At 46.1% G+C, this 14,690-nt stretch carries 7 protein-coding genes; all 7 read left to right on the top strand.

The features are described from left to right. Nucleotides 1-354 precede the first annotated feature (354 nt). The 7 genes from B0I27_RS02725 to B0I27_RS02755 are packed head-to-tail and all read left to right on the top strand — an operon-like array spanning nucleotide 355 to nucleotide 14,689. Nucleotides 355-3,486 carry a DUF6298 domain-containing protein gene (locus tag B0I27_RS02725; protein WP_106291107.1) on the top strand — a complete coding sequence of 1,044 codons (3,132 nt, stop codon included), beginning with the start codon at nucleotides 355-357 and terminating at the stop codon, nucleotides 3,484-3,486. Between the two features lie 22 nt (nucleotides 3,487-3,508). After that, nucleotides 3,509-4,906 carry a glycoside hydrolase family 140 protein gene (locus B0I27_RS02730; protein WP_106291109.1) on the top strand — a complete coding sequence of 466 codons (1,398 nt, stop codon included), beginning with the start codon at nucleotides 3,509-3,511 and terminating at the stop codon, nucleotides 4,904-4,906. 2 nt (nucleotides 4,907-4,908) lie between these two features. Further along, entirely contained in the window at nucleotides 4,909-5,835 is a 927-nt protein-coding gene (locus tag B0I27_RS02735) for a glycoside hydrolase family 43 protein (protein WP_106291111.1), read from the top strand. Between the two features lie 14 nt (nucleotides 5,836-5,849). Further along, a complete protein-coding gene (locus B0I27_RS02740) occupies nucleotides 5,850-7,709 on the top strand; it encodes an exo-alpha-sialidase (RefSeq protein ID WP_245925411.1) in 1,860 nt (619 codons plus the stop codon). Next, nucleotides 7,706-9,130, top strand: a complete 1,425-nt coding sequence (locus tag B0I27_RS02745) for a sialate O-acetylesterase (RefSeq protein ID WP_106291113.1) — start codon at nucleotides 7,706-7,708, stop codon at nucleotides 9,128-9,130. Before B0I27_RS02740 ends, B0I27_RS02745 begins: the two co-directional genes overlap by 4 nt. 5 nt (nucleotides 9,131-9,135) lie before the next feature. After that, entirely contained in the window at nucleotides 9,136-11,916 is a 2,781-nt protein-coding gene (locus tag B0I27_RS02750; RefSeq protein ID WP_106291115.1) for a glycoside hydrolase family 2 protein, read from the top strand. Nucleotide 11,917: 1 nt separating this feature from the next. Continuing rightward, complete coding sequence (locus B0I27_RS02755) at nucleotides 11,918-14,689, top strand: alpha-L-rhamnosidase (RefSeq protein WP_245925412.1); 2,772 nt, start codon at nucleotides 11,918-11,920, stop codon at nucleotides 14,687-14,689. Nucleotide 14,690 lies beyond the last annotated feature (1 nt).

Consider the following 14,690-nt stretch of genomic DNA (forward strand, 5'->3'; position numbering starts at 1 on the left):
GGATAATCATCGATCGGTGATTATCCCTTTTTTATTTGATGACAGTCTTCCTAAACGGAATATGCTGCTGACAGAAGGGATGCTGCGCGGGCTCGCCTGGCTTATTGTAACAATCTAAATGATATACAGGGATGCATTTCGCATTCCTTTTTTCGTTTTATAGCGGGCTATGGCTTTCAGGATAAGATGCTACATAAGATTGAGAAAATGCTATATAAAACTAAGCCCTCGTACGTATACATTTGTAATGAGATATACTTTCTAACCAAAGGTATTGCTAAATTATTTTGTTAAAACCTGGATTTCGAATGAATCTCGTTTTATCTTATTACATACATAGATAGATCTCGCTGAATGGACGATTTAATTCTTTGCCGTAAATATATAATTGCAAGTTTTATCGCTTGTATCATCTCTATGCCTTTTTCTTATGCACAGAAAAAGGCTAAGCCTGTGCCTCCAATCTCCTTCAAAGAGAACAGGCTAAGCTATGTGCCCGATTCATTGGGAAACCGCATTCCTGACTTTTCTTATGCAGGTTATAAAGCCGGGGCAAGCGCCATACCGGAAGCAGCAGTCAAGGTCGTAGTTCCTGTAAAAAAGGGAGATGCGACCAACCGGATCCAGTCGGCGATTGATTATGTATCATCTTTGCAAGCTGATAAAAGGGGAATCAGAGGAGCGGTACTGTTGGAGAAGGGGACTTACGAAGTTGAGGGATCATTGAAGATCAGTACTTCGGGGGTCGTTTTCCGGGGAAGCGGAATGGCTGAGAATGGTACGGTACTCTTGGGAACGGGAAAATCGAGAGAGACGCTTGTGGTAGTCGAGGGGTCTTCGGCCCGACAGAATACAGCGGCTGTTAAGCTCGCCGACATTTATCATCCGGTGAATACCAAAGAAATAACTTTAGCTGCTAAGCATGATTTTAAGGCCGGACAAACGGTTATAGTACACAGGCCGTCGACTCAAAACTGGATTGAAGTACTCGGCACAGAGCATTTCGGTGGCGGGGAGACAACTCTCGGATGGAAGCCGGGAGACAGGGATCTGGAATGGGACAGAACTATTGTGGCTGTCAACGGGAATAAGCTTACGCTCGATGCGCCGATAACGACCGCCCTGGATCCGCTATTTGGAGGAGGGACTGTTTTTGCATACAAATGGCCGGAGAGAATACGTGAAGCCGGTGTTGAGAATATGCTGATGCGTTCCACATACGATGCGGCAAATAAAAAGGATGAAGATCATCGCTGGATGGCGATAACGATGAATAATGTTGTTGATGCATGGGTGCGTCAGATAAAGTTTGAACACTTTGCAGGCTCAGCCGTGCAGCTGTTGCCTGCGGCTAAACGTGTGACGGTTGAGGATTGTATTTCGCTATCTCCGGTTTCGGAGATAGGAGGGCAGCGTCGGTATACATTTTACACTTTGGGACAGCAGACCTTGTTTCAAAGGTGTTATGCAGAAGATGGATACCATGATTTTGCTGTAGGGTTTTGTGCTACGGGCCCGAATGTATTTGTTCAATGCGAGTCCTCTCTGCCTCATAGCTTCAGTGGAGCAATCGACAGCTGGGCTTCGGGAGTGTTGTTTGATATTGTAAATGTAGACGGACAGGCGCTGAGCTACATGAACAGAAGTCAGGATGCGCAGGGAGCCGGTTGGTCTGCAGCAAACAGTGTTTTCTGGCAGTGTACCGCTGCGCTGATTAATAATTTTGCGCCTCCTACAGCCAATAACTGGGCATTCGGTAGCTGGGCTCAGTTTTCGGGCAATGGCTATTGGAATGCATCAAACGAACATATCAGCCCCAGAAGTTTGTATTACACTCAGCTTATTGAGCGGGTAGGCACTGAAGTGGGCCAGCGTACTTTTTTGATGGAAGTACCAACGGAAGCGTCCAGCAGTCCGAAAGTTGAAACAGCTGCCGCACTTACCGCTGCCGCACAGAAACCTGCCGAGCTATTAAAAGACTGGATTGCACAAGCCGGTTCGCGTACCCCTATTTCTATAGATGCAGGAGCCAGGACTATTGACCAGATTGGTGTTAAGCAGCCTGTCAGGAAAACAGCTGGAGTGACTCACATTAAAAACGGATGGCTTTTGAGAGCTGATGAGGTGCTTAAAGGTGCCAGGTACAATGTGCCCTGGTGGAGAGGTACCCTGGAGCCGGTAGATCTGAAAAAATCGCAACCTGCTATAACACGGTTCGTGCCGGGTAGAACCGGTCTGGGACTGACAGACAACCTGGAAGAGGTGACTGATAAAATGAAAAGCGAAAACGTTGTAGCCATCGATCATAATTACGGTCTGTGGTACGAGCGTCGCAGGGATGACCATGAGCGTATTCGCCGTATGGACGGAGAAGTTTGGGCTCCTTTCTATGATCAACCTTTTGCCAGAAGTGGTGAAGGTTTAGCATGGGACGGCTTGAGCAAGTATGATCTTACTAAATATAATGCCTGGTATTGGAGCCGCCTGCGGCAGTTCGCGGATCTTGCGGATGAAAAAGGGCTGATTTTGATTCATCAGAATTACTTTCAGCATAATATCATCGAAGCCGGTGCGCATTATTCGGATTCTCCCTGGAGAACAGCAAACAATGTAAACAATCCTGGTTTCCCTGAGCCTGTGCCTTATGCAGGTGATAAGCGGATTTTCATGGCTGAGCAGTTTTATGATGTTTCTCATCCGGAGAGAAGAGCGCTTCACCGGGCGTATATCCGCCAGTGTCTGGACAATTTCAGGGAAAATAGTGGCGTTATTCAGCTGATCAGCGCAGAGTATACTGGTCCGCTTCATTTTGTGGAGTTCTGGCTGGATGTGATCAAGGAATGGGAAGCTGAAAAAGGTAAGAAGGTTGTTATCGGACTGAGCACGACTAAGGATGTTCAGGACGCGATATTGGCAGATGCGGCAAGAGCTTCCGTTGTTAACCTTATCGACATTCGTTACTGGCATTATCAGGCTGACGGCAGCGAGTATGCTCCGAAGGGAGGCCAGAATCTGGCTCCCAGACAACATGCCAGACTGATGAAGCCAAAGAAAACGTCTTTTGAACAGGTCTATCGTGCAGTGAGCGAATACCGGAAGAAGTATCCGTCCAAAGCGGTGATGTACTCGGGTGACAACTACGACAGCTTTGGCTGGGCTGCTTTTATGGCTGGTGGATCATTGCCTCAGTTGCCTGCTTCAATTACCGGCGGACTGCTTGCTGCGGCTTCGCAGATGAGCCCGGCTGAAAATTCGGACGAGGGAAAGTATGTTCTGGAAGGGAAAAATGGAATAATCGTGTATTCACTTGCAGGAAGTAACCTCGAGCTGGATCTGCGCGCATTCAAAGGGTCCTGCAAGTTGACCTGGATAAATCCTAAAGACGGTCAAATTCTGAGAAAATCAAATATTGTTAAAGCGGGGGGAGTCCTGCAGGTTAATAAGCCATCATCCGGGGAATCGGTATTATGGGTTAGTCATATTTAGTTACACACTTAAATTGTTAATAATGCGTCGTATTTTTTATTTATCGCTTGTAGCTTTGTCTGTCTTAGTGGCATGTAATGCGGAGAAGGAAATTTTACAAAAAACCGGACCGCTGAAAGTGTCGGAAAACGGAAGGTATATTGTAAAAGAAAATGGAGATCCTTTCTTTTGGCTGGGTGATACCGGTTGGTTATTGTTTGGTAAACTTAGCCGCGAAGAAGCTGATAAATACTTGGAAGACAGGAAAGAAAAAGGCTTTAATGTTATCCAGGTAATGATGCTGCATACGCTTGCCGCTGAAAATTTCTATGGTGATTCAGCACTGGTAAATCAGGATGCGTCTAAACCATTGATCACAGAAGGTAATGATTCCGCTGACTCCTTACAGTACGATTACTGGGATCATATGGACTACATCATAGACAAAGCGGACGAAAAAGGCTTGTATATGGCGCTAGTTCCAATCTGGGGAACGAATGTCAAAAATGGTAATGTCAGTGTACAGCAAGCAGAGGCTTACACTAAATTTATTACCGACAGGTATAAGAACCGTCCGAACATTATCTGGCTGAACGGTGGTGATATCAAGGGTAGTGATTCTATCTCGGTTTGGCAGGCAATGGGGAAAGTATTGAGAGCAAATGACCCTAACCACTTGATCACTTTCCACCCGAGAGGACGTACGTCTTCAACCGAGTGGTTCCATAATGAAGAGTGGTTGGATTTCAATATGTACCAGTCAGGTCACCGTCGTTACGATCAGGATACCAGCTCAAATGAAACGCGTCATTATGGAGAAGATAACTGGAAACATTCCGAATATGACTACTCTTTAACTCCTGCTAAACCTACCATTGATGGAGAGCCATCTTACGAGGGCATTCCACAGGGATTACATGATACACTTCAGCCTCGCTGGACAGACAGCGATGTTCGCCGTTACGCTTACTGGTCTGTTTTTGCAGGTGCTTTCGGTTATACTTATGGTCAGAATTCGGTTATGCAGATGCATAATGCTAAAGATAAGGGCAGTGCTTACGGTTCTCATCAGTACTGGGATGACGCGCTGAATGAGCCTGGAGCCGGACAAATGGTTCATATCAGAGATCTGATGCTTTCACGTCCGTTCCTGGAGCGTGTGCCGGACCAGTCACTTATTGCGGAAAACGGAGAAAAGTATGATTATCTGGTTGCTACACGCGGTAAAGACTATGCGTTCATTTACACCTATACAGGCCGTAATATCAAAGTGAACATGGGCAAGATCGGTGGCGACAAGGTTAAGGCAAGCTGGTTTAATCCAAGAGACGGAAAAATTACAGAAATCGGGGAGTTCCCGAATACCGGTACTCATGAGTTTGACCCTCCTGCAGAAGTGAAGGCGGGAAATGACTGGGTTCTTATTTTAGATAAAGCCTAGGTATGAGAACTCGTGTGTTTATAGCCCTTATTTTGGCTGCGCTTTTTACATCTTCATGTTCTAAGAAAGCGTACATATTTACATCATTCAATGAGCCCGCAGACGCGGGCTTAAGAATGCTCTATAGTGAGGATGGTTACAAATGGAAGGATTTTGACCGGATTTTCTTAAAGCCTGAACTTGGGGATAAGATCATGCGTGATCCCTCGATGGTTCAGGGGCCGGACGGGACATTCCATTTGGTATGGACTACAGGCTGGAAGGGAACAAAGGGTTTTGGGTATTCAAGCTCGAAAGATCTGATCAACTGGACACCACAGCGTTCCATCGAGGCGATGAAGCACGAGCCTACTACGGTAAACGTGTGGGCACCTGAGATTTTTTATGATGACGTTGATAAGCAGTTTATCATCATCTGGGCTTCTACCATCCCTCACCGTTTTCCGAAGGGAGTGGAAGCTGAAAGTAACAATCACAGGATGTACTCCATCACGACGAAGGATTTTCAGACATTTAGCGAAACAAAGTTGTTCCTTGACCCTGGATTCAGTGTCATCGATGCTGTGATCGCTAAAATGGATAAAGGAAAATATGCGCTGGTCTTAAAAGATAACACCCGCCCGAACCGGTTTATGAGGATTGCGTATTCTGATAAAGCGATGGGCCCATACACCGGTGTTACGGAGCCGGTAACGGGTATCCTGACAGAAGGTCCAAGTGTAGTGAAGGTAAAGGACCAGTGGCTGATGTACTTCGATGCTTACGGGGAAAAGACGTATAGCGCCCTGGGTACTCAGGACTTTAAGAAATTTGAAGATGTAAGCAGCAGGCTTTCTATTCCGGAAGGACATAAGCATGGCACCATTGTTCCCGTGAAGCAGCGTCTTATTAAAAAGATATTGAAAGATTCAGCTCAGAGAGAAGATTGAAGGAGAAGATAAATATGATTTTAAGTAAATATAAATCCGGCCTGGCAGCATTCATGTTTGTTGCCGGCACTGGTATTTTTAATACATTACAAGCTCAGGATGTGGTACATTATACGGGTACCACGCTATCCAATATAGATTATCACCACGGACAGTTGAGTCCTGCGATTGGAGTTCATAACATCCAGATCATGCGGGCAAACAGGGAACAACCCAGTCAGGAAAACAGCTATGGATGGACGTACAACCATGCGACCAATATGGCTTACTGGAATAATACTTTCTTTCTGCATTATCTGAGTGATCCGGTGGGAGAGCATATTCCTCCAAGTCAGACGCTGTTAATGACTTCAAAGGATGGATATAACTGGACAAAGCCGGATATCATTTTCCCTCCTTATAAGGTACCTGACGGGTTTCGCAAAAGCGGAGTTGAAGGAGTGGCGAAGGATTTGTATGCGATCATGCACCAGCGTATGGGTTTCTTCGTATCAAAGAAGGATCGTTTGCTTGCCCTTGCGTATTACGGTATAGCGATGGATGCAAAGGATGATCCTAACGATGGTAAAGGAATCGGCCGCGTTGTGAGGGAGATATATAAAGACGGAACATACGGTCCTATTTATTTTATCCGCCATAACTCTACCTGGGATCAGAAAAAATCTGAGTACCCTATGTTCACGAAGAGCAAGGATAAAGGCTTTGTGGAAGCATGCCGCCAATTACTGTCAGATCCTTTGATGATGCAGCAGTGGGTTGAAGAGGCCGATCGTGACGATAAGCTGATTCCTCTGAAAAAGCAATACAAAGCACTTAGTTACTACACCCTTCCGGATGGACGGGTAGCGGGCTTATGGAAACATGCCGTAACTGCTATCAGTAACGACGGCGGAAAGACCTGGCCGGAAAATGCGGGCAGGGCTCCCGGTTTTGTCAACAGTAATGCGAAGATCTGGGGACAAAGGACTTCTGACGGAAAGTATGCAACAGTTTACAATCCTTCTGAATATCGTTGGCCATTAGCTCTGTCGGTTAGTGATGACGGCTTAAATTATAAGAACCTTCTTTTGGTGAACGGTGAGATATCGCCGATGCGTTATGGAGGAAATTATAAGTCATACGGACCGCAATACATACGCGGTATTCTTGAAAATAACGGTACGCCGCCTGATAACAATATGTGGTTGTCGTACAGTATGAACAAAGAAGATATCTGGGTGGCAAAAGTACCTGTTCCCGTCGTCGATAAGGCGGCTCAGCACGCAAATGATAACTTCAACGCCCTTCCTGCGAATGAAGAGCTGAAGTTGTGGAACGTTTACAGTCCGCTCTGGGCACCAGTAAAAGTCGAAAAAGCTACTGATGGGCTGAAATATCTGACCCTTACCGATAAAGACAGGTATGATTACGCGAAAGCGGAGCGTATTATACCGGCGACGAAAATTCTAGTGGCTGAATTTGACGTAACAGCTGCGCAGAATGACTTTGGAGTGCTGGATATTGAGTTTCAGGATGGCAAGGGAACTCCTTTTGCACGTCTTACCCTTGATTCGGTAGGCAACCTGAACTTCAAAGCAGGGTCACGTTATAAAGGTGTTCTGAAATATGAAGCAGGGAAAAAGTATACTATCAAGGCTACTCTGAACACAGAGACGCGGATGTGTACGATCAACGTGAACGGTGAAAAGAACTGGAACGGAATTGCTTTTTCTCCGGTAGCAGCGATAGAACGCGTGGTTTATCGTACAGGAAACGTTCGTCGTTTCCCACACATCGATACACCGGCAGATCAGACATACGACCTTCCGAATGCGGGTTCACCTGAACGTGAGGCGAAGTACACGATAGGACAACTGAAAACCTCGGCACAATGATAAAGAGGTTTCTCGTTTTGGCAATGTGTTTGACTGCTTCCGCTCGCTTGAGTGCGGAAGTGGTCCTGCCCAGAATTCTGGGGCACAACATGGTGCTTCAGCGGGAACAGCCTGTAACTATCTGGGGGCAGGCTTCGGTTGGGGAAAGAATTGAGGTATCTTTCTCGGGGCAGAAGAAAACCACTCAGACCAATACCGCTGGGAAGTGGAGCGTCGTTCTGGAGCCTATGAAAGCATCCGGAATTGCGCAGGACCTGTTCATAGCGGGAACGAATACAATTGTCTTAAAAAACATTCTTGTCGGGGAGGTATGGCTGTGTTCGGGACAATCGAACATGGAATACACCATGCGAAAGAACAGTAAGACAGCAAGGCCATATACGGGGCGGAACCCCGTGGATGAGCTGGAATATGCAAAAAATGACAGTATCCGGATATTCCTGGTGAACAGGAAGGAGCTTGTCAAGCCTCACCCACAGCATGCGGGCTGGAGTGTTGCCCGTGATTCGGCGCTACGCTCGTTCTCTGCTGCGGCTTACTTTTTCGCGAAGGAACTGAGTCAAAAGTTGGGAGTTCCCGTGGGTATGATCTCCTCTGCCATTCCGGGGAGTAGAATAGAGCCCTGGATACCGGCGGTGCTTATGCCTGATGGTGATGGAGATCCGGGGAAGTTTTATAAACCGATGATCGAACCATTGCAACCTTTCGCGATAAAAGGGTTCTTATGGTATCAGGGCGAAAGCAATTGTTTCCTGAATGAAAGGACTGAGTATACCGACAAAATGAAACTGCTTATCAACAGCTGGAGAACGGCATGGGGCGAAGCCGATATGCCTTTCTATTATGTTCAGCTTGCGCCTCACTACTATTCAAGGAGCGAGCAAAAGATTAAGCTGGGGGCGGAGTCATTGCCTGAATTCAGGGAGGCTCAGGAGCAGGCTCTGCAGATAGCCAATACAGGTATGATCGTTACTACAGACCTGGCTAGTAATGTCAATGATATTCATCCTCCCATGAAGTGGGAGATTGGAAGAAGGCTTGCACTCATGGCGCTAAGTGACACTTATGGCCTTAACCTTACAGCACACGGTCCGGTTTTCATGGCCATGCATACCAGGGGATCAGCTATTGAACTCGACTTTAAATACCTGGGTTCGGGACTTTACAGTAAGGATGGACAGCCACTAAGGTGTTTTACCATCGCGGGAAAGAACGGAAAGTTCGTTCCTGCGGCCGCAGTCATTCGAAATAATAAAGTCGTGGTTTCATCACCTGCTGTTAAGTCGCCTGTTAGCGTCCGCTTTGCATGGAACGAGGCAGATCAACCGAACTTTTTTAACAGAGAGGGACTGCCTGCAACACCTTTCCGTACTGACCGGGCAGCCGGACTAATAAATAATGAACGTTTATATACCAAATAATTAGCATGAAAGTACTTCACATACATTTCATTTTTTTCTTTTTTCTTTTCTCTCTTGGTGTTAACGCACAAACGACGCAGAAACAGATGCTCTCCGGTACAGGTAATGATGACACTGTAAACTGGGATTTTTACGTTACGGGCGGAATGCAAGCGGGTAAATGGTCTACCATTCCCGTTCCATCAAACTGGGAGCTTCAGGGCTTCGGCAAGTATGACTATGGGTTTTCGAAAGATAGTCTGAGAGGGAAAGAGGAAGGCTTTTACAAGCGCACTTTTAAAGTGTCCAATGACTGGAAGAATAAGAAGATTAACATCGTGTTTGAAGGTTCCATGACAGACACCGAGGTAAAGATCAACGGCAAGTTGGCCGGGCCGGTTCACCAGGGTGCGTTCTATGTATTCAGATACGATATTACGAAATTGCTGAAGTTTGGAGCCGATAATTTGCTGGAGGTGAAAGTATCGGAGAATTCTGCTAATAAGTCGGTGAATGCCGCTGAGCGCGAGGCCGACTTCTGGCTTTTTGGTGGAATATACCGTCCGGTTTATCTGGAGGGTCTTCCAAAAAATCATATAGAGAGGGTGTCTATTGATGCTAAGGCCGACGGCTCTTTCCGTGCCAATGTTATTGCTGCGGGATCTGCGACAGAAGTAGGCATTAAGCTATTTCATGCGGATGGCAAACCATTTGGTTCAGAGATCCGGTCTAACCTGAATAAGAAGTCGGGCTCTGTGTTGATGACTGGTGCTTTTCAATCGCCAAAGCTCTGGTCAGCTGAGTTTCCTAATTTATACAGCGCTGAATTTACGCTCTATCAAAACAAGCAGGCAGTACATAAAATAAATAAGAAGTTCGGCTTCCGTACTGTAGAGGTGAAACCTCGTGACGGTATGTATATCAACGGTGCGAAGATTAAGTTTAAGGGTGTAAATCGCCACTCTTTCTGGCCGAGCTCAGGACGCACTACCAGCAAAAGCTTAAGTATTAAAGATGTGCTTCTGATGAAAGAGATGAATATGAACGCGGTTCGTATGTCTCACTATCCACCGGATGGGCATTTCTTAGACGTTTGCGATTCTTTAGGCTTATATGTAATGGATGAACTTGCAGGATGGCACGGACACTATGATACACCTACAGGTACGAAATTGCTGAAAGAAATGATTGTTAACGATGAAAATCATCCATCGATCGTTTTCTGGGCAAATGGTAACGAAGGTGGACATAATATGGAGCTGGATACCATTTTCAGACAGTTGGACATTCAAAAAAGGCCGATCATTCATCCGTGGCAGTTGTTCGACGGTTTCGAAACACAGCATTATCGTGAGTACGATTATGGAATAGGAAATTACATGCACGGCCGCGAGATTGTGATGCCGACAGAGTTTCTTCATGGAATGTATGATGGCGGACATGGTGCGGGATTGGAGGATTACTGGAAAGCGATGTGGGATAGTCCATTATCAGCAGGTGGTTTTCTTTGGGATTTCGCAGATCAGGGAGTTGTCCGTACAGACAAGAACAATATCATCGATACGGATGGAAACCATGCCGCTGATGGTATCGTGGGTCCGCATCATGAGAAGGAAGGAAGCTTCTACGCCATTAAAGAAATTTGGAGCCCTGTTTTTATCGAGCGCAGGGAAATTGCGGAAGGATTCGATGGTGTATTCCATGTCGAAAACCGTTATTCTTTCACCAATCTTAATCAGATCGGCTTTTCATGGAAATTAGCGAAGCTTAAACAAATTAACGGTGTAGCAGGCGATTCTATCAAAGGACAAATCCAAAGTCCTGATCTGAAACCCCTTGAGAAAGGTGCTCTTAAGGTTGAGCTCCCATCGGATTGGAAATCATATGATGTATTGTACGTTACCGCTACAGGTACAGATAAAAGAGAGATATTCACCTGGAGCTATCCGATCGTTCGCCCTGCCCATGTCGCTTCACGGATTGTTAAGAAGGACGCTGCAAACGGCGTTAAAGTGAGCGAAACGGATTCTTTATTTCAAGTAACAGTTAATAACCTTCGCGTTTCTTTCAGCAAGCGCACAGGAATTTTACGTGAAGTAAAAAATGATAAAGGGGTTATTCCGTTTAATAATGGACCGATCTTGCAGGAGGGTGAAAACAACTTTGCAGGATTCAGCTACAGAATGGAAGGGAAAAATGTGGTGATTGAATCGAAGTTTGACAGAAAAACCAGTTATAATATGCTCCAGTGGACCGTTTATCCATCCGGTTGGGTGAAGATGAAGGTGAACTATTTCCCGGGGCAGTATTTTACTTCTGTTGTAGGCTTGAACTTTTCTTACCCGGAAAGCAATACAAAAGGTGTTGAGTATATGGGTGCGGGACCTTACAGAGTTTGGAAGAACAGGATGAAAGGGAATCAGATTGGCGTTTGGGATAAGGAGTACAATAATTCTGCTACGGGAGAGCCTCCTTTTCAATATCCGGAGTTCAAGGGTTACCATGCAAATATGTACTGGATGAATTTCCATGGCAAGGATCAGTCGTTCGCGGTTGTGACCGAGAACGAAGATCTCTACCTCCGGTTGTTCACGCCTAAGGTGTCTCATGATCCTTACAAGAATTACGTTCCGGTTTTCCCATCAGGTGATATATCGTTCATGCAGGGAATTTCGGGAATAGGAACGAAGACTCAGAAGACAGAGACAACAGGGCCTATGGGAATGAAGAATATTTTCTATGATTATGAAAAAGATCCATCTCGTGCAAAAGAGATTACTTTGTACTTTAACTTTTTAGGAAAATAGTATGCAATTAAAAGTCTATGAAAGTCTCACCCTAAAGGTGGGACTTTGCCTCATGTTGATGCTGACCTCGCTGGCTGGCCGCGCCGCCGGAATTCAGCTTCAGAATCTCCGCTGTGAAATGCTGACAGATCCTCTGGGGATAGACGTGCTTAACCCACGGCTAAGCTGGGAGATCACATCTCCGGCAAGGGGACTAAAGCAAAGTGCTTACCGGATTCTGGTAGCTTCACAGGCGGATAAGCTGGAAGAGGGAAAGGCTGACCTTTGGGATTCAGGCAAGAAGAACTCGGACGAATCGCAGCATGTCGTGTACAGCGGTAAGCAACTAAAAAGTAAGGATAAGGCTTACTGGAAGGTTATCGTTTGGACGAATGACGGCAGTACTTCCTCGAGCGGAATATCGAGATGGTCTATGGGCCTATTGAATCCGGTAGACTGGAGAGGTCGCTGGATTGGGTTGGACCGTGCTTTTAAGTGGGACGATGAAGGCCAGTGGTCTCGTCTTTCAGCCCGTTACTTCCGGAAGGAGTTTGATGCCAAAAAGACGATTAAGTCGGCCTCTGTTTACATTATGGGAATGGGGATGTATGAGTTGTATATCAACGGCGCCGCTATTGGCAACCAGGTATTGGCACCCGTTCCGACAGACTACACAAAAGGTGTAAAATACAACGTTTTTGATGTTACAGATTGCCTGAAAAGTGGGCTGAACACGATAGGTACCGTATTAGGTAACGGTCGTTTTTACACCATGAGGCAGAGTTATAAGCCCTATAAGATTAAGACCTTCGGATACCCGAAAATGCTTCTTAATCTGGAGCTGACCTACACTGATGGAACTACCGAAACGATCACCACTGACGATACCTGGAAGGTGACGGCTGATGGTCCGATTCGCTCCAATAACGAGTACGACGGCGAAGAGTATGACGCGACTAAGGAGATGCCGGGTTGGAACAGAACAGGTTTTGACGACACAAAATGGCTCAAAGCGGAATACGTTCAGGAGCCGGGCGGGATGTACGAGGCGCAGATGACCCCGAATATGCGGATTATGTCGACTCTGAAACCGGTAAGCATCAAATATCTGAAGCCAGGTGTTTATATCATGGACATGGGACAGAACATGGCTGGATGGATAAAAATGCGCGTGAAAGGTAAAAGAGGAACTGCTGTTTCGCTTCGCTTTGCGGAAACTTTGCAGAAAGATGGTGAGCTTTTCCTGGAGAACATGAGAGATGCGAAGGTGAATGACCTTTACATCCTCAAAGGCGAAGGTGTAGAGACCTGGCAACCTTCTTTCGTTTATCATGGCTTTCGTTACGTAGAAATAAAGGGATACCCGGGTACTCCGAAAGTGGAAGATTTTGAAGGTGAAGTGATCTATGATGAGATGAAGACGGTGGGGAGCTTTGAGACTTCGGATCGTACCATCAATCAGGTATATAACAACGCCTATTGGGGTATTTTAGGTAACTACAAGGGCATGCCTGTAGATTGCCCGCAGAGAAACGAGAGACAGCCCTGGTTGGGTGACAGAAAAACGGGCGCCTATGGCGAAAGTTTTATATTTAATAACGGCCGTTTGTATGCGAAGTGGTTGGACGATATTCAGCAGGCGCAAAAGGCGGATGGCAGTATCCCGGATGTAGCTCCGGCCTTCTGGAGGTACTATGGAGATAATACGACCTGGCCTGGGACGTACATTGCGGTCGCGGATATGCTGCTTCATCAGTATGGTGACGTCCGGTCTGTGGAACGTCACTATGAGTCCATGAAAAAGTGGATCGTTTACATGAGCGAAAGGTACATGGAGAAGGATCTGATGACTAAGGATAAGTATGGCGACTGGTGCGTTCCTCCTGAGTCAAAGGAAATGATTCATTCAAGAGATCCTAAGAGGCAAACGGATGGCGTTTTGATTGCAACCGCAACTTTCTATGATCTGCTGAGAAAGATGGAGAATTTTGCCTCAATCGTGAACCAAGCTGAAGACGCAAGCCGATACAAAGTGCTTGCAGAGAGACTTAAGGTGGCTTTCAATGATAAGTTCCTTGATAAGACCACTTTCCAGTATGGAAACAATACGGTTACCGCTAACCTTCTGCCGTTGTATTATGATATGGTTCCTGCAGATGTGAAAGCGAAGGTTTTCAACAATATCGAGGAGAAGATCCTTGTAGAAAACAAGGGACACATCAGCACTGGAGTTATAGGAACGCAAATGCTGATGAGAGGACTGACCGAGAACGGAAGATCTGATATTGCTTTTAAGATAGCGACTAACCGTGATTACCCGAGCTGGGGTTACATGGTAGAGAATGGTGCTACAACGATCTGGGAGCTATGGAATGGCAATACCGCGAGTCCGAAAATGAACTCACAGAACCACGTGATGTTGCTGGGAGACCTCGTCGTTTGGTATTATGAGAATCTTGCAGGGATAAAGTCGGCCGACAGATCGGCCTTTAAGCAGATGGTAATGAAGCCTACCTTGCCTGAAGGATTAAACTATGTTAAGAGCTCCTATTATTCTGCATACGGCAGGGTCGTTAGCAACTGGACCAGAAACGCGAAGTCTTTCAACTGGGACGTTGAGGTTCCCGTAAATACGACTGCCGTTATCTCTATTCCTGCGAAATCAGGAAAGGATGTGAAGGAGTCAGGAAAATCAGCTTCGGGCTCTAAGGGAGTGAAATTTATTAAAATGGAAGATGGTCGTGCTGTTTTCGAAATAGGATCAGGACAGTACAAGTTTACAAGCAACTTATAAA

It is taken from the genome of Arcticibacter pallidicorallinus, assembly GCF_003002875.1.
Classification (GTDB): Bacteria; Bacteroidota; Bacteroidia; order Sphingobacteriales; family Sphingobacteriaceae; genus Arcticibacter; species Arcticibacter pallidicorallinus.